Raw genomic sequence first — 19,833 nt, forward strand, 5'->3', positions numbered from 1 at the left:
CCGGTGCGCTGCCGGGCTGGGGGCCGCAGCCCCGGCCGGGGATCGGTGCGCACGGCCGTCCCGACGACTGGGCCCAGCCGCTGGGCCGCCCGGTGCTGGGCCCGACCACGGGCGCCGGTGCGCCGCCGCGGGAGCTCCCGCCCAGCCCGTCCTGGCCGCCACCCGGCCCGCTGACCTCCGCGCCGGTGCGCACCACACCAGCCGGCACCCCGCAGCCCCAGCGTGGCGGCCGGGCCGGCACCGTGCTGCTGGCCGCGCTGGTCGCCTCGCTCGTCGGCGGCGCGGCCGGGGTGGGCGGTGCGGTGCTGGGCGCGGAGCTGGTCGGGGAGCCGGCCGCCAGCCCGGCCCCGTCCGTGCCGGTGCCGCCGCCCGCCCCCGGGCCGTCCGGATCGACGCCGCAGCAGCCGACCGTCGCCGTGGCCGCGGCCGTGCTGCCCAGCACGGTGACCATCGAGGCCGGGCAGGCCACCGGGTCGGGCTTCGTCATCGACGCCGAGGGCACCATCATGACCAACGACCACGTCGTGGAGCCGGCGGCCGGAGGGTCCGGGCGGGTGCGGGTGGTCTTCGACGACGGCACCCGCGCCGAGGCCGAGATCCTCGGCCGCAGCCCCGGCTACGACCTGGCGGTGATCCGGGTGGAGGACGCCGACGAGGCGCCGGTGGTGCCGGTCACGGTCGGCCCGCCCGAGCAGGTCGAGATCGGCGAGGTCGCCGTGGCGGTCGGCTCACCGCTCGGGCTCGGCGGCACCGTCACCGAGGGCATCGTCTCCGCCGTCGACCGTCCGGTGGTGGTCGGCGGCGGCGAGGACGCCCAGGGCGCCACCGCCTACATCAACGCCATCCAGACCGACGCCCCGATCAACCCGGGCAACTCCGGCGGCCCGCTGGTGGACAGCTCGGGCCAGGTGATCGGGGTGAACTCGGCCATCCTCAGCCTCGGCGGCAGTGCGGAGGAGGGCACCGTCGGCGGCAACATCGGGGTCGGGTTCGCCATCCCGATCCAGCAGGCGATGGAGATCGGCGCGCTGCTGGTCCGAGACGGCGAGGCGGAGTACCCGGTGATCGGGGCCGACGTCCGCACCCAGCCCGGTGGCGAGGGCGTCGAGCTCGTCGAGCTGGTGCCCGGCGGGCCCGCCGAGGAGGCCGGGCTGCGGGTCGGCGACGTGGTCGAGGCCGTCGACGGCGAGCGGGTCGGCGAGACCGTCGAGCTGATCGTCGACATCCGCAGCCGGCGCCCCGGGGAGCTGATCACGCTGAGCGTGCGACGGGGGTCCCGGGCTCTCGACGTGGAGGTCGAGCTGGCCGGGCAGGTTGGGTAGGGTCTGCGCGTGAACCTGTTCTCGTGGGAGACCCTGGTGCTCGTCATCCTGGGGATCCTGCTCTTCGGGCCGGACAAGCTGCCCGGTCTGGCGCGCAAGGCGGCGCGGGTGATCAACTACCTGCGCAACATCGCCAACAACGCCCAGCAGCAGATCCAGACCGAGCTCGGGCCGGGTTTCGAGGACTTCGACATCCGTGACCCCAAGGGCTTCATCCGGCGCAAGATCGACGAGCAGCTCGATCCGATCACCGCCGACGTCAAGGGTGAGATCAGCGCCACCAAGGCGACCTTCAGCGACACCACTGCCGACTTCGCGAGCGTGCGCGACGAGCTGCGCAGCGCCGGTGACGGGCTGCGCGACGACGCCCCGGCCGGCAACGGCAGCCGCCCGCCGGCCCAGGCGCCGGTGCGCTCCGGGGCCCCGTTCGACCCCGACGCCACCTGAGCCGCCCCGACCGACGAGGCCCGGGCGTCAGCGACCGACGGGACTGAGCCCCAGCTGCAGACCCTGCAGCGGGCGCGAGCGCGAGGCCAGCCGGTCGGCCAGGGCGAGCAGCTGCGCGGCCGCTCCGCGCGGGTCCGGGTCGGCCTCGGCCACCACGGGGGAGCCCTCGTCACCGCCCACCCGCAACCTCGGGTCGAGCGGCACGCGCGCCAGCACCGGCACGTCGTAGCCGATCCGCGTGGTCAGCGCGGCGGCCACCTCCTCACCGCCCCCGGTGCCGAAGACGTCGGTGGTGTGGCTGTGGCCGCAGTGCGGGCAGTCCAGCACCAGCCCGGACATGTTCTCCACCACGCCCACCACCCGCTGGTTCATCATCGAGGCCATCGTCCCGGCCCGCTCGGCCACCTCGGCGGCGGCCTGCTGCGGGGTGGTCACCACCAGCACCTCGGCGTTGGGCAGCTTCTGGCCCAGCGAGATGGCCACGTCGCCGGTGCCGGGCGGGAGGTCGATGAGCAGGTGGTCCAGGTCGCCCCAGTAGACGTCGGCCAGCATCTGCTGGATGGCCCGGTCCAGGATCGGCCCGCGCCAGGCCACCACCTGGTCGCGCCGCGGCTTCAGCATGCCGATCGACATCACCTTCAGCCCCATGGTCGGGACCGGCAGGATCATCTCCTCCACCGAGGTGGGGCGGGAGTCGGCGACGCCGAGCATGGCCGGCACCGAGTGGCCGTAGACGTCGGCGTCCAGCACCCCCACGCTGAGGCCGCGGCGGGCCAGCGCCAGCGCCAGGTTCACCGTCACCGAGGACTTGCCCACCCCGCCCTTGCCGGAGGCGACCGCGATCACCCGGGTGAGGCTGTCGGGACGGGCGAACGGGATCTCCCGGTCGCCCTGGCCGGCGGTGAGCAGCTGCTTGAGCTCGGCCCGCTGCTCCGCACTCATCACGCCCAGCTCGACCTCCACCGCGGCGACCCCGGGGACGGCCCCGACGGCCTCGGTCACGTCGCGGGTCAGGGTGCCCTTGAGCGGGCAGCCGGCGATGGTCAGCAGCACCTCGACCCGCACCCGGGAGTCGGCGTCGACGTCGACGGCCGCGACCATCCCCAGCTCGGTGATGGGTCGCTTGATCTCGGGGTCCTGGACCGTCGCCAGGGCCCGGTCGATCGCGGGCAGCAGGGGGTGGTCGGGGGAGTTCGTCAGACGCTCGGGCACCGAGCCAGGCTACCCGCCGGTGCTCCCCGTCCCGAATCCCTCCTCCGGCTCCTCACCGGCGCGGGCGGCGTCCTTCTTCCGCCCCTTCTTGCGCCCACCCTTGGACCGCGGCTGGCCGCCCTCGGCGCGCTCGGCGTCCTCGGCGTCGAGCTCGGCCAGCAGCGCCCGCAGCTCGTTGCGGACCTCGGCGCGGATGAAGTCTCGGGTGGCCAGCTCGCCCACGCTCATCCGCAGCCCGGCGATCTCGCGGGCCAGGAAGTCCATGTCGTCGCGGGACTGCGCGGCCTGGCGGCGGTCGTCCTCCAGGCTGATCCGGTCGCGGGCCTCCTGGCGGTTCTGCGCCAGCAGGATGAGCGGGGCGGCGTAGGAGGCCTGCAGCGAGAGCAGCAGGGTGAGGAAGATGAAGGGGAACGGGTCGGGTGCGGTCTCGCCGGCGGTCAGGTTGTACACCAGCCAGACGATGATGATCACCGTCATCCAGGCGAGGAAGCGCGCGGTGCCCATGTAGCGGGCGAAGCCCTCGGCGAAGCGGCCGAAGGCGTCCTGGTCGAGCCGGAACCGCGGCAGCAGGCTGCGCCGACGGCGTCCGGGGGTGTTCAACCGGTCAGCCGAGCCGGTCCTTCTGGCCATCGATGGCCCTCCCTCCCGCAGGTCCGGCCGGGGCGGCCTCGTCGTCCACCGGCGTCATCCCGTCCATCTGGTCGCCGCGCCAGTCCGCGGGCAGCATGTGGTCCAGCACGTCGTCGACGGTGACGGCGCCGAGCAGGTGGTTGTCGGGGTCGACCACCGGCGCGCAGACCAGGTTGTAGGTCGCGAAGTAGCGGCTGACCTCGGCCAGCGTCGATCCCGGCTGCAGCGGTTCGAGGTCGGAGTCGACCAGCGCCGAGACCAGCGTCGAGGGCGGCTCGCGCAGCAGCCGCTGGAAGTGCACCCCGCCGACGAACGGCCCGGTCGGCGTCTCGTAGGGGCTGCGGCAGACGTAGACCATGCTCGCCAGCGCCGGCGTCAGGTCCTCCGCGCGCACCAGCGCCAGCGCCTCCGACACGGTGGCTCCGGTGGCCACGATCACCGGCTCCGGCGTCATCAGACCGCCGGCGGTGGACTCCTCGTAGCGCAGCAGGCGCCGGACGTCCTCGGCGTCCTCGGTCTCCATCTCGCCCAGCAGCCGCTCGGCGAGGTCAGGGGCCAGCTCGCCGATCAGGTCGGCCGCGTCGTCGGCGTCCATCTCCTCCAGCACGTCGGCGGCGCGCTCGGTCTCCAGGGAGGAGATCAGCTCGACCTGCTCGTCCTCGGGCAGCTCGCCCAGGGCGTCGGCCAGCACCTCGTCCGACAGCGCGCGGACCACGTCGGCGCGGCGGGCGGGGGACAGGTCGTGCAGCTCGCGGGCGATGTCGGCGGCTTTCATCTCCTCCATCCGGGCCACCAGCTGCTCGGTCTCCTGCCCGTGCTGCTGGCCGCCCACCACGACGTCGCGCCAGTCGACGATGGTGACGTGGCTGCGCCGGCGGAAGCGGCCGCCGGAGCGCTCGCGCACCGCCACCTCGGCCAGCTCCCACTCGCGGTTGCGCACCTCGCGCATGGAGACGTCGTAGACCACCTGCGGCTCGGGGTGTCCGCGACGGCGCACCGGCCGGTCGACCAGGTCGTCGACCACCAGCGTCTCGGCGTCGCGGCGGGAGAAGCGGCGGGTGTTGACCACGCCGGAGATGACCACCTGCACCGCGTCGACCGAGTGCACCCGCAGCATCGGCACGAAGATCCGCTGGCGGGCGAACAGCTCGACCACCAGACCGCGCACCCGAGGGGCCTGCCCGCCCGGACGGAACCCCACCACGACGTCGCGCAGCTTGCCGATCTGGTCACCGTCGGTGTCCACGACCGGCAGCCCGCGGATCCGCGAGATGAAGACGGAGGAGCCACTCACGTCCAGGACACTATCTCGCCCCAGCCGGCCGGCAGAGCGGTCGGCTAGATTGACCGCATGTCGCTGAACCAGCCGTCGATGGGCTCGCTCTTCAAGCTCAAGTTCCCCCAGTCGGTGCGGATCTACGACGAGTACGCGCAGGCCCAGAAGGCGGTCGACTTCCTGGCCGACCAGAAGTTCGCGGTGGAGAACCTCGCCATCGTCGGCACCGACCTCAAGTCGGTCGAGCGGGTCACCGGACGCCGCACCTGGGGCTCGGTGATCCTCCGCGGGGTCACCGCCGGCATCTCGGTGGGTCTGCTGTTCGGGCTGCTGTTCATGCTGTTCGTCCCGTCGCCGAACGCGCTGGTGGTGGTGCTGGTCGCGGTGCTGCTCGGCATCGTGCTCAACGTGGTCATGCAGGCGGTCGCCTACGGCCTCAGCGGCGGGCGCCGCGACTTCGAGTCGCTCAGCCAGACCGTCGCCACCCGCTACGAGCTCATGTGCGAGCACAAGGTGGCCCAGCAGGCGCGTGAGCTGCTCGACACCATGCCGGGCGAGCGCGCCCGGGCCTTCGAGTGAGCGGGGCCGCGCCACGGGCCCTGGCGGTGATGGGCCGCCGGGCCTGGGAGATGCAGTTCGACGACGCCCGGGTGGCCCGGTTCCGCTCCCTGGCCACGGTGCCGGCCGAGCCGTGGGTGCCCGACCTCGACAGCGCCGCGGCCGCCGACCTGGCTGCGACCGAGGTGCTGCTGACCGGCTGGGGCGCACCGGTCCTCGACGCCGCCGCACTGGAGCGGATGCCGCGGCTGCGGGCGGTGCTGCACTGCGCGGGCAGCGTCCGCGGATTCGTCACCGACGCGTTGTGGGAGCGCGGCGTCGAGGTGTCGACGAGCGCCGACCTCAACGCCGAGCCGGTGGCCGAGTTCACCCTGGCTGCGATCATCATGGCGGGCAAGAAGGCGCCGTTCCTGGCCGCCGACGCCCGCACCTCCCGCACCGACTGGTCCTACCGGCACGCCCGCGGCCGGCTGAGCAACTCCGGGCTCACCATCGGGCTGGTCGGGTTCTCCCGGGTCGGACGCCGGGTGGCGGCCCTGCTGCGCCAGCTGCACGACCCGACGGTGCTCGTCTGCGACCCCTACGCCGACCCCGACGAGGTGCGCGCGGCCGGCGCCAGCCTGGTCGGGCTCGCCGAGATGCTGCCGCGGCTGGACGTGCTGTCGATCCACGCCCCCGACCTGCCCAGCACCCGGCACATGGTCGGGGCCGAGCAGCTGGCCGCGCTGCCCGACCACGCCACCGTCATCAACACCGCCCGGGGGGCGCTGATCGACACCGCCGCGCTGGAGCGGGAGTGCGTCAGCGGCCGGCTGCACGCCGTGCTCGACGTCACCGACCCCGAGCCGCTGCCGGCGGACTCCCCGCTGTACGACCTGCCCAACGTGATGCTCACCCCGCACGTGGCCGGCTCGCTGGACACCGAGGCGCGCCGGATGACCGACGGGGCGCTGCAGGAGCTGGAGCGGCTGACCCGCGGCGAGCCGCTGGCCCGTCCGGTGCGGCGCAGCGAGCTCGCCCGCAGCGCCTGAGACGCCGACGGCCTACAGCCAGCGCTTCCGTTTGAAGTAGACCAGCAGCGCGAGCACCGAGCCGACCATCAGGGCCAGCGCCATCGGGTAGCCGAACCGCCAGCCCAGCTCGGGCATGAAGGTGAAGTTCATCCCGTAGACGCCGGCGATCAGGGTGGGCACGGCCACCATCGCCACCCAGGCCGACAGCCGGCGCATGTCCTGGTTGTCCACCGTGCTGGCCCGGGCCTGGGCGAACTGCAGGATCGAGGTGAGCACCTCGTCGAAGCTGAGGATGGACTCCTTGGCCTGCACGTGGTGGTCGGCCAGCTCGCGGAAGTAGGCCCGCGACTCCGGCGGCAGGGCCAGCTCCTCCCGGGTGGCCAGCGCCTGCAGGGCGGCGCCCAGCGGCACCACCGCCCGCTTGAACTCGATCAGCTCCCGCTTGAGCCGGTAGGTGCGGTTGACGTCGTCGCGGCTGTCGGGGGAGAACACTGCCTCCTCCACCTCGTCCACGTCCTCCTCGATGGCGGCGACGACCTCGAGGTAGGTGTCGATGACGAGGTCGAGGACGCCGTACAGCACCGAGGTGGGACCGTGCGCCAGCAGACCCGGGTCGGTGTTGACCCGGCGCCGGAGGTCGCCGAGGTGGCCGTGGCCGCCCCTGCGGACCGTCATCACGAAGTGCCGGCCGCAGAAGACCATGATCTGGCCGGTGTTGACCAGCTCGGAGCTGGCGGTGAGCTCGCCCTCGTGGTCGACGTAGGCGACCGTGGAGGCGACGACGAAGACGGTGTCGCCGAACTGCTCCACCTTGGAACGGGTGTGGCCCTCGACGGCGTCCTCGATCGCCAGCGGGTGCAGGTCGAACTGCTCGGCGAAGGTCTGCATGTCGGCGTCGCCCGGCTCGTGCAGTCCCAGCCAGACGAACCCGTGCCCCTGCTGGGCGTGCGCCGTCGCCTCGGCCAGGTCCGCGCAGTCCTGCAGCCGACCGTCGACGTACCAGCCCCAGGCCACCACGCCGTCGGGGGTGCGTCCCGGCCCGGATGCGGGGGCGGTCGCGGCGGTCTGCCGGAGCCGCGGTGTCCGGGCCGGGGAGCTCACCGCCCCCGCTCCAGCAGCGGCGCCATCCAGGACTCGACCTCGTCGGGGGTGCGGGGGAGGGCGGCCGAGAGGTTCTCGCAGCCGTCGGCGGTGATGAGGATGTCGTCCTCGATCCGGACCCCGATCCCGCGCAGCTCCTCCGGCACCAGCAGGTCGGTGCTCTTGAAGTACAACCCCGGCTCCACGGTGATGACCATGCCCTCGGCCAGGGTGCCCTCGCGGTAGTGCTCGGTGCGGGCCTGGGCGCAGTCGTGCACGTCGATGCCGAGGTGGTGGGAGGTGCCGTGCACCATCCAGCGTCGGTGCTGACCGCCGTCGGGGCCGAGGCTCTCCTCGGCGCTGACCGGCAGCAGCCCCCACTCCTCGAGGTGGCGGGCGATGACCGCGATCGCCGCCGCGTGCACGCTCTTGAAGGTGACCCCCGGGCGGGCGGCCGCCATCGCCGCCTCCTGGGCCTCCAGCACCGCCTCGTAGACCTTGCGCTGGGCGTCGGTGAAACGGCCCGAGACCGGCATGGTGCGGGTGATGTCGGCGGTGTAGAGGGTGTCCAGCTCGACGCCGGCGTCCAGCAGCAGCAGGTCGCCCTCGGCCAGCTCGCCGTCGTTGCGGATCCAGTGCAGCGTGTTGGCGTGGTCGCCGGCCGCGGCGATGGTGTCGTAGCCGACGGCGTTGCCGGCGTGGCGGGCGTGCAGGGCGAACACGCCCTCCACCCAGCGCTCCCCGCGTCCGCGCCGGACCGCCTCGGGCAGCGCGGCCACCACGGCCTCGAAGCCCTCGGCGGTGACCGCGCAGGCGGTGCGCATCTGCTCGACCTCGAAGGCGTCCTTGACCAGCCGCAGCTCGCTCAGCGCGACCGCCAGCTCCTCGTCGGCCTGCTGGGCGGACTCGGTCTGCTCGGTCTGGTCCTGCTGCTGGCTGGAGCGCTCGCGGATGGCGTCCACCTGGGCGGCCAGTGCCGGGTCGGCCTCCCGCAGCACCCGCAGCCGGACGCTGTCGGCCTCCTTGGCCAGCGCCTCGGCCAGCTCGCCGACCGGCACGCAGCGCAGCCCGGTGAGCTGCTCCATCTCCTCCAGCGACTCCCGCTGCCCGACCCACATCTCGCCGTAGCGGGCGTCGGCGTAGAACTGCTCGGCCTCCCGCGGGGCACGCGGCATGAAGTAGAGCACCGCCTCGTGGCCGTCGCCATCAGCAGCCGGCTCGAGCACGAGCACGGCGTCCGGCTCCCGGTCGGTGCCCAGACCGGTCAGGTGGGCGAAGGCCGAGTGCGGCCGGTAGCGGTAGTCGGTGTCGTTGGAGCGCACCTTCAGCCCGCCGGCCGGCACCACCAGCCGCTCACCGGGGAACAGCCGGGACAGCGCGGCGCGCCGGTCCTCGGCGGCCACCGAGGCGGGCAGCCGGTCCTTCGGGGTGGCGTCGTAGGGGGCCCACCCGGTGGGGATGAACGCCTTGAACGCGTCGGAGAAGGGGGTCTGGCGGTTGGGCAGCTTCGGTTGCTTCTCGCTCACTCCCGGCATTCTGCCACCGCCGGCTCCCCCTAGAGTGGGCGCGTGCGCGTCTCCACCGACCACCTGGACGACCTCTTGGCCGGATGGACGGCCCCGCGGCTGGCCGAGCGGCTCGGGCTGCGTCCCGACGACGCCGCCGACACCGCCGCACTCGTCGAGCAGGTGCTCAGCGACCCGGCCGCCCGCGACGTCGTCGCCGACCACCTGGCCGCCCTGGCCGGGGTGGTCGGCGACTTCGCCGAGACCCGCGGGTCGGTCTTCGGCGACGACCCCGCCCGGCTCGACCTGACCCGTCCCGACGGCACGACCGTGCAGGCCGGGCTGGCGCTGGTGGCCCTGCTGGCCGCGACCGGGGAGGTCCGGGCGTTCCACGAGCGGCACGGGATCGGCGAGGAGCAGACCTGGCGCACGCTGTCCGACCTGGGCCAGCAGGTGTGGGTGCACCGGCGCACCTTCGGCGCCTTCGGCCTGCACACCCACGAGTGGCTGACCTGGGCCTGGTCCGGCGCCCTGCACTGGCTCGGGCGGCTCCAGCTCAACCTGCGCCAGCGCACCGACGGGACGGGCACCGTCCAACCCGGCCGGTGGGTGCTGTCGGTGCACATCCCCGAGAGCGGACCGCTGAGCGCGGACGTCGTCGACGACTCCTTCGCCCGCGCCCGCGACTTCTTCGCCCGCCACCACCCCGACCACCGGGTCGAGGCGCTGCACTGCTCCTCCTGGCTGCTCGACCCGGCCCTGGCCGAGGGGCTGCCCGGCTCCAACATGGCCGCCTTCCAGCAGCGCTGGACGCCGACCGGGCGCAGCTGGCCCGGGAACGGCGACGCGCTCTTCTTCACCTTCCGCCGGCGCGGCGACGTCGACCTCGACACGCTGCCCCAGCAGACCAGCCTGCAGCGGCTGGTGGTGCAGCGGATCCGCGACGGCCGTGGCTGGCGCAGCGTCGAGGGCCACGCGGACCTCCCTGACCGTCGCCCGTCCGACCCGACCCCGGAGGCACGATGACCGAGCTCTACCTGGTGCGGCACGGGCAGACGGAGTGGAGCCGCGACGGCCGGCACACGTCCACCACCGACCTGGCGCTGACCGACGTCGGACGGCAGGAGGCCGAGGCGGTCCGCCCGCGGCTGGCGGGGATCGACTTCGGGCTGGTGCTGTCCAGCCCGCGCTCGCGCGCCACCGAGACCGCCCGGCTGGCCGGGTTCGACGAGGTGGAGCTGACCGGGGACCTGGTCGAGTGGGACTACGGCGACTACGAGGGCCTGACCAGCGCGACCATCCGCGAGGACGTCCCCGGCTGGACGGTGTGGACGCATCCCTCCCCGGGCGGGGAGACCGCCGAGCAGATCACGGTCCGGCTCGGCCGCGTGATCGAGCGGGTGCGCAGCAGCGGGGTGGAGCGGGCGATCTGCTTCGGCCACGGGCACGCCTCCCGCGCGCTGGCCCTGCTCTGGCTGGAGCTGCCGCTGGAGCGGGGGGACTCCTTCCCGCTCGAGACCGGCACCGTCTCGGTGCTCGGCGAGCACAAGGGCCTGCCGGCGCTGCGCAGCTGGAACGCCTGACCGCGGCCCGACCGCACTAGGCTGACCGCACTAGGCTGGCCGACCGTGCGAGGACGGGAACGGCGGATGGTGTTCTGCGCGACGGTGCCGCAGCGGTTGGAGCTGCTGGCCGCGGCCGGCACCCTGGAGGAGCTGGGCGGGCGGACGGCCACCGGGGCGCTGGCCCGCGGCCACGGGCTGGCCGCCGGCGCGACCGAGGAGCTGGACTACCTCGCCCAGGAGCTCGCCTCGCTGGACAGCCTGCTCGAGGGGGCCGCCCAGCGGGTGGTGCTGGCCGTCGACGCCGACGCCGAGGCGGTCGAGGTGGTGGACGAGCGCAGCGGGCTGGTCCGGCTGCGGCCCTTCGACTGGGAGCAGGTGACCGCGGTCTTCGTCGACGAGGCCGAGGCGCGACCGGCGGTCGAGCGGGCCCGGTCGGTGCTGGCCGACGACCCGGTCGCCCTCGCCGAGCCGCAGCGCCCGGGTCCCGTGGCCGAGCTGCTCGCCGAGCACCCCCTGCTGTGGTACCTGCCCACCGAGCTGGAGGCCGTCTCGGCGGTGCTGGCCCGCTGAGCCGGCGGCCCCGGCGCCGTGCCGCAGACAGCGGGGGTGCCGGGTGCCAGACTGAGCCCATGCCACGTTCGATCTGGAAGGGCGCGATCTCCTTCGGGCTGATCAGCATCCCGGTCAAGCTGTACGGCGCGACCGAGCAGAAGGACATCTCCTTCCGCCAGGTCCACCCCGAGGACGGGGGCCGGATCCGGTACAAGCGCGTCTGCGACGTGTGCGGCAAGGAGATCCCCTACGCCGAGATCGCCAAGGGCTACGAGACCCCCGACGGCCGGCTGGCGGTGCTGGAGAAGGAGGACTTCGACCAGCTGCCGCTGCGCACCACCAAGGCCGTCGACGTCGTGCAGTTCGTCGAGGCCGAGGAGGTCGACCCCACCTACATCGACCGCACGTACTTCCTCGAGGCCGACGGCCCCGGCGCGAAGCCCTACGTGCTGCTGCGCGACGCCCTGGTGCAGAGCGGACGGGTGGCCATCGTCAAGGTGGCGCTGCGCTCGCGGGAGACGCTGGCGATGATCCGGGCCAAGGACGACCTGCTGCTCATGCACACCATCCTGTGGCCCGACGAGCTGCGCAGCGGGGAGTTCGCCGCGCCGTCGGAGGAGATCTCGGTCAGCGACGCCGAGATCACCATGGCCGGTTCGTTCATCGACGCCCTCTCCGGCCCGTTCGAGCCCGAGCAGTACACCGACGCCTACCGCGAGGCGCTGGAGACGCTGGTGGAGTCCAAGCTCAGCGGCCAGGCCATGCCGACCGAGGAGGCCGACGCCGGTGGGGAGGCCGAGGTGGTCGACCTGGTGGCCGCGCTGCGGGCCTCGGTGGAGGCGGCCCGCAAGCGGCGCGAGGGTGGCGGCGGGTCCGCCGGCGACGGTGCCGCCGCGGCCGAGCCCGAGACCGGCGCCTCCGGTGGTCGGGGCAGCGGGAGCCGGACGAGCACCCGGAAGTCGGCGTCGTCCGGCGGCGGCACCGGGAAGAAGACCACCCCGGCGAAGAAGACGGCGGCCAAGACCACGGCGGCGAAGACCACGGCCAAGAAGACGGCGGCCGCGAAGACCGCCCAGCCCGCGGCGAAGAAGACCGGCACCCGCAAGAGCACGACGGCGGCGAAGAAGGCCAGCTGAGCTAGGGTCGCGGCCATGGATGCGCGCACCACCGTCCCGCCGGCCGTGAACGAGCCCGTCCGGGGGTACGCGCCCGGGTCGCCGGAGCGGGCCAGCCTGGTGCGCCGGCTGGAGGAGCTGGTGGCGGCCGGCCCGGTCGAGCTGACCGCCGCGATCGGGCCCGAGCGCCGGCTCGGCGGCGGCGAGGCGTTCGAGGTGACGATGCCCTCGGACCACCACCACGTGCTCGGACGGGCCCGGCACAGCGACCAGACCGACGCCCGCGACGCCGTCCGCGCCGCCACCGCCGCCGCGCCGGCGTGGGCCCGCACCAGCCTGGACGAGCGGGCCGCGATCTTCCTCCGCGCGGCCGAGCTGCTGGCCGGGCCGTGGCGTGACACCCTCAACGCCGCCACCATGCTCGGCCAGGGCAAGACGGTGCAGCAGGCCGAGATCGACTCCGCCTGCGAGCTGGTCGACTTCCTCCGCTTCAACGTCGCCTTCGCCGAACGGATCCACGCCGAGCAGCCGGTGTCCTCGCCGGGGGTGTGGAACCGGGTCGACTACCGCCCGCTGGACGGCTTCGTCTACGCCGTCACCCCGTTCAACTTCACCGCCATCGCCGGCAACCTGCCGACCGCGCCGGCACTGATGGGCAACACCGTGATCTGGAAGCCCAGCCCCACCCAGCAGCTGGCCGCCTCCTTCACCATGGAGCTGCTCACCGCCGCCGGGCTGCCGGACGGGGTGATCACCATGCTGCCCGGCGACGGCCTGGCCGTCTCGGAGGTGGTGCTGGCCGAGCCGTCGCTGGCCGGGCTGCACTTCACCGGCTCGGTGCCCACCTTCCAGCACCTGTGGCGCACCATCGGGGAGAACATCGCCGGCTATGCGAGCTACCCCCGGGTCGTCGGCGAGACCGGCGGCAAGGACTTCGTGGTGGTGCACCCCAGTGCCGACGTCGACGTGGCCCGCACCGCGCTGGTCCGCGGCGCGTTCGAGTACTCGGGGCAGAAGTGCTCGGCGGCCTCGCGGGCCTTCGTCGCCCGCAGCGTCTGGCAGCGGATCCGGGACGACCTCCTCACCCAGACCGAGGAGCTGACCGTCGGCGACGTCCGCGACCTCAGCAACTTCACCTCCGCCGTGATCGACCAGCGCGCCTTCACCCGGCTGGACGAGGCGCTGCGCCGGGCGCACGCCGACCCGGCGGTCGACGTGCTGGCCGGCGGCACCACCGACGACAGCACCGGCTGGTACGTCCGGCCCACCGTGGTGCAGTCCGACGACCCCACCCAGGAGGTCTTCACCACCGAGTACTTCGGGCCGCTGCTCGCGGTGCACGTCTACGACGACGGCGACTTCGAGCAGGTGCTGCACACCGTCGACACCGGCACCCCGTACGGGCTGACCGGCGCGGTCATCGCCGAGGACCGGGACGCGGTGCGGATCGCCAGCGAGCGGCTGCGGCACACCGCCGGCAACTTCTACGTCAACGACAAGCCCACCGGTGCGGTGGTCGGCCAGCAGCCCTTCGGCGGCTCGCGGGCGTCCGGCACCAACGACAAGGCCGGCTCGATGTGGAACCTCATCCGCTGGGTCAGCCCGCGGGTGGTCAAGGAGACGCTGGTGCCGCCGACCACGGTGGAGTACCCGCACATGGCACCGGAGACGGCGGACGCGGTCGACCCGGGGGAGGCCGAGTGAGCCGGGAGGCCGGTGTCGGCCGGCTGGTCACCACCGACGAGGCGGTGGCCGCCGAGCTGGCGGCGACGCTGACCGCGGCCGGCTACGCCGCCGACGCCGGCCAGGAGCCGACCGCCGACGGGCGCGGCTGGCACCAGGTGGTGCAGACCGACGCACCGGTGGACCTGCTGCGCGAGCTCGCCGCAGAGGAGGGGGTCGCGCTCGAGGTCGCCGACCCGATGTCGGGCGTCAGCGCCCCGGTCCCGACGCAGGACCGGAACGCCGACGGGGTCTGAGCCGGGTCAGCCGCGGGCCAGCCAGCGGCGGCCGACCTCCTCGTGGGTCTGCACCGCGGCCAGCACCGCCGGCGCCGCCGACTGCTCGAGCTTGCGCCCCAGCAGCGGGATGTTGACCTTGAGGTCGCCCGACATCTCGAACACCGACCCGCCACCCCCGGGGGCGAGCACGGCGCTGCCGTTCATCACCACCGGCTGACCCGGGACGGTGATCGAGACGGTGCCGCGCCGGCTGCCGTCGGCCTCGGCGGCGCCCCAGCTGATCTCCTCCACCACCTCCAGGGTGGGGCCGGTGAACTTGGCGGCGGCCGAGGGGGCCTCCAGCACACGGGTGGTGCGGGTGGTGGTGCCGTCGACGGCGACGCTGTAGGAGCGGGCGTCGCTGGCCTCGCACACCTCGTTCAGGTAGGCCTCGTCGGTCAGCATGGTGAAGGTCTCGGCGGGGTCGGCGGGGAACTCGGCACGCGTGGAGATGTCCATGGCCACATCATGCCGGGTGCCGTGCCGTCGGGGTGCGCGCAGCGCCCCCAGCCGTCCCGCGACGCCCCCCGGACGTCCCCTAGTGTGGGGGGTGGGGGCACGCCGCCGTGCCCGCGGACGGGTTCCACAGCGAGAGGGCCGGGCAGCGCAGTGACGACCACAGCAGCACGGGTTCAGGAGACGGCCGAGGAGCTGAGACGGCGCAGGGTCGCCGAGCTGGCCCGCCACGGTGCCCGGCTGGCGGAGTCGGTGGGTCAGGACCCGGCCCGCGCCGAGGAGTTCCTGCAGCACTACTTCCGCCATGTCGACGAGGGCGTGCTGCAGCGCGACGCCGACGACGTGGTCGGGCTGGTCGCCGCCCACTTCCGCGCCGCCGGCCGACGTCCCGGCGACACACCGGTGCTGCGGCTGTCCACCCCGCACCGCGAGGACGACGGCTGGGCCGCCCCGGGCGAGGCGGTCGTGCTGCAGCTGGTCAACGCCGACCGGCCCTTCCTGGTCGACTCGGTGACGATGGAGGTGATCCGCCAGGGCTGGGCGATCGGTGAGCTGTTCCACCCCCAGTTCTGGGTGCGGCGCGAGGAGGACGGTCGGCTGACCGACGTCCTGCACGGCGCCGAGGCCGCCACCGACTCCCGCGCCGTGGCCGAGTCCTGGATCCACATCGAGCTCACCCCCGGCAGCAGCCGCCGGATGACCGCCGACGACCTCGACCGGCTCCGCGACGGGCTGCTGCGGGTGCTGGAGGACGTCCGCGTCGTCGTCGACGACTACGAGCCGATGCAGGAGCGGGTCCGCGAGACCTGCGAGGAGCTGGCCGGACGGGCGATGCCGGTCAGCGACTCCGAGCGCAGCTCCTCGATCGAGCTGCTGCGCTGGCTCGCCGAGGGCCACTTCACCTTCCTCGGCTACCAGGAGTACCGCCTCGACGTCGGCGAGGCCAGCCGCCGCTACGTGCCGGTGCCGGGCACCGGGCTCGGGATCCTCTCCGACGGCAGGCCGGACCGCGAGGACGAGCCGCAGCGCTTCCACGCCAACCCGCCCACCGCCGAGCGGCCCGTGCTGGTGGTCGTCACCAAGGACAACGTGCGCTCCCGGGTGCACCGGCCCTCCTACCTCGACTACGTCGGGGTGCGGCTCTTCGACGCCGAGGGCCGGGTGCTGGGGGAGCGCCGCTTCCTCGGCCTGTTCGCCCACTCCGCCTACACCGAGCCGGTCACCCGGATCCCGGTGCTGAAGGAGAAGTCGGCCGAGGTGCTGGCCCGCACGGGCTACGCCGCCGACAGCCACGGCGGCAAGGCCGTGATGCGGGTGCTCAGCTCCTACCCGCGCGACGAGATGTTCCAGACCACCGCCGCCGAGCTCGCGCCGACGGTGGAGGAGATCTCCCGGCTGCGGGAGCGCCGCCAGGTGCGGCTCTTCGCCCGGCGCGACCCCTACGGACGCTACCTGTCCTGCCTGGTGTACTTCCCCCGCGACCGCTACACCACCGCCGTCCGGCTACGGATCGAGCGGGTGCTGTCGGAGGCGCTGCGGGCGGAGTCGGTGGGCTACCAGGCCACCGTCACCGAATCCGTGCTGGCCCGCCTCCACCTGGTGGCCCGGATGCCCGCCGACCGCCGCCTGGGGACCTACGACGTGCCGGCGCTGGAGCGGGCGCTGACCGACGCCACCCGGTCCTGGAACGACCTGCTCCTCGAGCAGGTCGCCGAGCACCCCGACCTGGTCGGCGTCCCCGAGCTGGAGCAGGTCTTCCCCGAGGGCTACAAGGAGGACTTCGCCCCGCGGCAGGGGGTGCTCGACCTCACCCAGCTGCTGACGCTGGACGAGCACCGCCAGATGGCCCAGGCGATGTACGTCCCCGACGAGCCCACCGACACCGCCGACCTGCGGCTCAAGGTGTTCCGCACCACCCCGATGCCGCTGTCGCAGGTGCTGCCGCACCTCAGCTCCTTCGGCATCGAGGTGCTGGACGAGCGGCCCTACGAGGTGCGGCTGCCCGGCGACCGCCGGGCCTACGTGCTCGACTTCGGGCTCCGGGTGCCCGGGGGTGCGGAGGCGCTGGACGAGCGCTGGCGCCCGGCCGACCGGGAACGGTTCACCGCCGCCTTCGCCGCCGCGCACAGCGGGCGCTGCGAGAGCGACCAGCTGAACCGGCTGGTGCTGGCCGCGGGGCTGGGCTGGGAGCAGGTGTCGTGGCTGCGGGCGATCTCGCGCTACCTGCGCCAGGGCGGGACCAACTTCAGCCAGAGCTACATCGCCTCGGCGCTGGTGGCCAACGTCGGGCTCGTCCGGTTGCTGGTGCGGCTGTTCGAGCTGCGCTTCCGCCCCCGCGAGGTCACGAGCGACCCGTCGACCCGCGACGCCGACTGCTCCCCGCCGGGCGAGGGCGAGGTCGCCGAGCTGGTCGAGCAGATCGGGGCCGGGCTGGACGAGGTGGCCAGCCTCGACCAGGACCGGATCCTGCGGGCCTTCCTCGCGGTGGTCCAGGCGGTGGTGCGCACCAACGCCTTCCGCGACGACGCGCAGGCGCTGGCGTTCAAGCTGCTGCCGGGCCGGCTGCGCGAGCTGCTGCCGGCGCCGCGGCCGGCCTTCGAGATCTTCGTCTACTCCCCGCGGGTCGAGGGCGTGCACCTGCGCTTCGGCGCGGTGGCCCGCGGCGGGCTGCGCTGGTCGGACCGTCCTGAGGACTTCCGCACCGAGGTGCTGGGGCTGGTCAAGGCGCAGATGGTGAAGAACACCGTGATCGTCCCGGTGGGTGCCAAGGGCGGCTTCTACTGCAAGCAGCTGCCCGACCCCTCCGACCGCCAGGCCTGGCTCGCGGAGGGGCAGGCCTGCTACCGGGTGTTCATCTCCAGCCTCCTCGACGTGACCGATGACATCAGCCTGGGCGACAGCGACGGCGGGGAGGTGCGCCACCCGCCGCAGGTGGTCCGCCACGACGCCGACGACCCCTACCTGGTGGTGGCCGCCGACAAGGGCACCGCCACCTTCTCCGACCTGGCCAACGCGATCTCGCTGGAGCGCGGGTTCTGGCTGGGTGACGCCTTCGCCTCCGGCGGGTCGGTGGGCTACGACCACAAGGGGATGGGCATCACGGCCCGCGGGGCCTGGGAGTCGGTGCGCCGGCACTTCCGCGAGATGGGGGTGGACTGCCAGCGCGAGGACTTCACCTGCGTCGGCATCGGCGACATGTCCGGCGACGTGTTCGGCAACGGCATGCTGCTCAGCGAGCACACCCGTCTGGTGGCCGCCTTCGACCACCGCCACGTCTTCCTCGACCCCGACCCGGACCCGGCGACCTCCTTCGCCGAGCGGCGCCGGCTGTTCGGGCTGGCGCGCTCCAGCTGGGACGACTACGACCGCGCGCTGCTCTCCGACGGCGGCGGGGTGTTCCCGCGGACGGCCAAGTCGATCCCGGTGCACCCCCGCGTGCGCGAGCGGCTGGGGCTGGCCGACGACGTCACCGCGCTGTCGCCGCCGGAGCTGATCTCGGCCATCCTGCGGGCGCCGGTCGACCTGCTGTGGAACGGCGGCATCGGCACCTACGTCAAGGCCTCCGACGAGACCCACGCCGAGGTCGGGGACAAGGCAGGCGACGCCATCCGGGTGGACGGCCGTGACCTGCGGGTGCGCTGCGTCGGCGAGGGCGGCAACCTCGGGCTCACCCAGCGCGGGCGGATCGAGTACGCCCGCGGCGGCGGGCGGATCAACACCGACTTCATCGACAACTCCGCCGGCGTGGACACCTCCGACCACGAGGTCAACATCAAGATCCTGCTGGATGCCGCCATCGCCGCCGGCACCCTCGCGGCCGAGGACCGCGAGCCGTTGCTGGCCTCGATGACCGACGACGTCGCGGCGCTGGTGCTGGAGCACAACTACGACCAGAACCTGGCGCTGGCCAACGGGCTGCACCAGGCGGTCTCGATGGCCCCGGTGCACGAGAGCTGGATGCGCCGGCTGACCCGGCTGGGTGTGCTGGACCGGCAGATCGAGTTCCTGCCCGACAGCGAGGAGATGGCCCGCCGGGTCGCCGCCGGGGAGGGGCTGACGGCACCGGAGCTGGCCACCCTGCTCAGCTACACCAAGATCTGGCTGGAGCGGGAGGTGCTCGGGACCGACCTGCCCGACGACCCCTACCTGGCCGATCGGCTGGTCCAGTACTTCCCGCCCCGGCTGCGCGAGGAGCAGGCGGCGGTGATGCCGGAGCACCGGCTGCACCGCGAGATCATCACCACCGTCGCGGTCAACCGCTTCGTCAACTCCGCCGGCATCACCGCGGTGCACCGGCTGGGCGAGGAGACCCAGGCCGCGCCGCAGGACGTCATCCGCGCCCAGCTCGCGGCCCGGGCCATCTTCTCCGCCGGGCGCCACGAGACCCAGTTGCGCCAGCTCGACCACCGGGTCGACGCCGCGTTGCAGACCCGGCTGCGGATCGAGCTGCGCACCCTGGTGGAGCGCGGCACCCGCTGGGTGCTCAGCCACCGGCGGGCGCCGATCGACGTCGCCGCGGTGGTCGGGCAGTTCACCGAGGGCGTGCAGCGGGTCCGGGAGGCGATGCCGCAGCTGCTGTCGGGCCGTGACGGCGAGGTCTACGCCCGTCGGCTCGAGGAGCTGCGCGGCCTGGGAGTGGGCGAGGAGCTCGCCGCGGCGGTCGCCGGCCTGCCCTACCTGCAGGGGGCGCTGGCGGTGGTGCAGATCGCCGAGCAGGTCGAGCGCGACCCGGTCGCGGTCGCGGGGGTGCACTACCGGCTGAGCGAGCGGCTCGGGCTGGACCGGTTGCAGCGGCGGGTGGCGGCGCTCCCGCGCTCGGAGCAGTGGGACGCGATGGCCCGCAACGCCCTGCGCGACGAGCTGGGCACGGTGCACAGCCAGCTGACCAGCGAGGTGCTGGCCCGCTCCGGCTCCGCCGACGGCGCCGAGGCCCTGGAGGCCTGGTGGCAGGCCAACCCCGGCGCCGAGGCCACCGTGGCCTCGCTGGAGGAGATCTGCGACGCCGACCCGACGCTGGCCCGGATGTCGGTGGGGCTGCGGATGGTGCGCTCGCTGCTGCCGACACCGTCCTGAGCCGGTCGGCGCGGTGCCGGGGCTGCGGG

General features: G+C 73.8%; 16 protein-coding genes and 1 pseudogene. 11 read left to right on the plus strand and 6 right to left on the minus strand.

Going from position 1 to position 19,833, the window contains the following annotated elements; translation table 11 throughout:
* Together DT076_RS00005 and DT076_RS00010 are read left to right on the plus strand one after the other, a co-directional pair.
* Nucleotides 1-1,322, plus strand: a 1,322-nt coding sequence (locus DT076_RS00005) for a S1C family serine protease (protein ID WP_114124619.1), incomplete at its 5' end; no start/stop codon positions are given.
* A 9-nt stretch (nucleotides 1,323-1,331) separates the two neighbouring features.
* Nucleotides 1,332-1,769 (plus strand): twin-arginine translocase TatA/TatE family subunit, encoded by a 438-nt coding sequence (locus DT076_RS00010; protein WP_158547996.1) that lies wholly within the window; start codon nucleotides 1,332-1,334, stop codon nucleotides 1,767-1,769.
* Between the two features lie 27 nt (nucleotides 1,770-1,796).
* Here the strand turns inward: DT076_RS00010 and DT076_RS00015 are convergent, their stop codons facing one another.
* The 3 genes and pseudogenes from DT076_RS00015 to DT076_RS00025 form a co-directional block, all read right to left on the minus strand.
* On the minus strand, nucleotides 1,797-2,981 hold the full coding sequence (locus DT076_RS00015; protein ID WP_199538853.1) for an Mrp/NBP35 family ATP-binding protein: 1,185 nt from the start codon (nucleotides 2,979-2,981) through the stop codon (nucleotides 1,797-1,799).
* A 132-nt stretch (nucleotides 2,982-3,113) separates the two neighbouring features.
* Nucleotides 3,114-3,611, minus strand: a pseudogene (locus DT076_RS00020) (DUF1003 domain-containing protein); the annotation flags it as partial.
* The gene (locus DT076_RS00025) at nucleotides 3,586-4,905 is read right to left on the minus strand and encodes a magnesium transporter MgtE N-terminal domain-containing protein (RefSeq protein ID WP_114124622.1); all 1,320 of its coding nucleotides are present in this window, start codon (nucleotides 4,903-4,905) and stop codon (nucleotides 3,586-3,588) included. The gene DT076_RS00025 and the pseudogene DT076_RS00020, both read right to left, overlap by 26 nt.
* Nucleotides 4,906-4,962: 57 nt before the next feature.
* On the opposite strand from DT076_RS00025, the gene DT076_RS00030 reads away from it, so the two are divergent.
* On the plus strand, nucleotides 4,963-5,466 hold the full coding sequence (locus DT076_RS00030) for a general stress protein (protein ID WP_114124623.1): 504 nt from the start codon (nucleotides 4,963-4,965) through the stop codon (nucleotides 5,464-5,466).
* Nucleotides 5,463-6,476, plus strand: coding sequence for a hydroxyacid dehydrogenase (locus tag DT076_RS00035; RefSeq protein WP_233493538.1), 1,014 nt, complete (start codon nucleotides 5,463-5,465; stop codon nucleotides 6,474-6,476). Before DT076_RS00030 ends, DT076_RS00035 begins: the two co-directional genes overlap by 4 nt.
* 12 nt (nucleotides 6,477-6,488) lie before the next feature.
* Here the strand turns inward: DT076_RS00035 and corA are convergent, their stop codons facing one another.
* Both corA and DT076_RS00045 read right to left on the minus strand, forming a co-directional pair.
* Nucleotides 6,489-7,559, minus strand: coding sequence for a magnesium/cobalt transporter CorA (gene corA / locus DT076_RS00040; protein WP_114124624.1), 1,071 nt, complete (start codon nucleotides 7,557-7,559; stop codon nucleotides 6,489-6,491).
* Nucleotides 7,556-9,064: an aminopeptidase P family protein gene (locus DT076_RS00045; protein ID WP_407642690.1), complete on the minus strand. Its 1,509-nt coding sequence runs from the start codon at nucleotides 9,062-9,064 to the stop codon at nucleotides 7,556-7,558. The genes corA and DT076_RS00045 overlap by 4 nt, the downstream gene beginning before the upstream one ends.
* Before the next feature lie 42 nt (nucleotides 9,065-9,106).
* Here DT076_RS00045 and DT076_RS00050 point away from each other — a divergent pair, with 42 nt between their 5' ends.
* Genes DT076_RS00050 through DT076_RS00075 form a run of 6 tightly spaced genes read left to right on the plus strand, consistent with a single transcriptional unit; the run spans nucleotide 9,107 to nucleotide 14,254 of the window.
* Complete coding sequence (locus DT076_RS00050) at nucleotides 9,107-10,069, plus strand: acyltransferase domain-containing protein (protein WP_114124626.1); 963 nt, start codon at nucleotides 9,107-9,109, stop codon at nucleotides 10,067-10,069.
* Entirely contained in the window at nucleotides 10,066-10,626 is a 561-nt protein-coding gene (locus DT076_RS00055) for a histidine phosphatase family protein (RefSeq protein WP_114124627.1), read from the plus strand. The genes DT076_RS00050 and DT076_RS00055 overlap by 4 nt, the downstream gene beginning before the upstream one ends.
* Before the next feature lie 45 nt (nucleotides 10,627-10,671).
* Nucleotides 10,672-11,178: a DUF6912 family protein gene (locus DT076_RS00060; protein ID WP_147264018.1), complete on the plus strand. Its 507-nt coding sequence runs from the start codon at nucleotides 10,672-10,674 to the stop codon at nucleotides 11,176-11,178.
* 59 nt (nucleotides 11,179-11,237) lie between these two features.
* A complete protein-coding gene (gene ku / locus DT076_RS00065) occupies nucleotides 11,238-12,296 on the plus strand; it encodes a non-homologous end joining protein Ku (protein WP_114124629.1) in 1,059 nt (352 codons plus the stop codon).
* A gap of 15 nt (nucleotides 12,297-12,311) precedes the next feature.
* Complete coding sequence (gene pruA, locus DT076_RS00070; protein WP_114124630.1) at nucleotides 12,312-13,979, plus strand: L-glutamate gamma-semialdehyde dehydrogenase; 1,668 nt, start codon at nucleotides 12,312-12,314, stop codon at nucleotides 13,977-13,979.
* Nucleotides 13,976-14,254, plus strand: coding sequence for a hypothetical protein (locus DT076_RS00075; RefSeq protein WP_114124631.1), 279 nt, complete (start codon nucleotides 13,976-13,978; stop codon nucleotides 14,252-14,254). The genes pruA and DT076_RS00075 overlap by 4 nt, the downstream gene beginning before the upstream one ends.
* Before the next feature lie 6 nt (nucleotides 14,255-14,260).
* Here the strand turns inward: DT076_RS00075 and DT076_RS19245 are convergent, their stop codons facing one another.
* Nucleotides 14,261-14,734: a DUF2505 domain-containing protein gene (locus DT076_RS19245; protein ID WP_114124632.1), complete on the minus strand. Its 474-nt coding sequence runs from the start codon at nucleotides 14,732-14,734 to the stop codon at nucleotides 14,261-14,263.
* 150 nt (nucleotides 14,735-14,884) lie between these two features.
* Here DT076_RS19245 and DT076_RS00085 point away from each other — a divergent pair, with 150 nt between their 5' ends.
* Nucleotides 14,885-19,804, plus strand: coding sequence for an NAD-glutamate dehydrogenase (locus DT076_RS00085; protein ID WP_233493539.1), 4,920 nt, complete (start codon nucleotides 14,885-14,887; stop codon nucleotides 19,802-19,804).
* The last annotated feature ends 29 nt before the right edge of the window (nucleotides 19,805-19,833 follow it).

It is taken from the genome of Desertihabitans brevis (genome assembly GCF_003327535.1).
GTDB lineage: Bacteria > Actinomycetota > Actinomycetes > Propionibacteriales > Propionibacteriaceae > Desertihabitans > Desertihabitans brevis.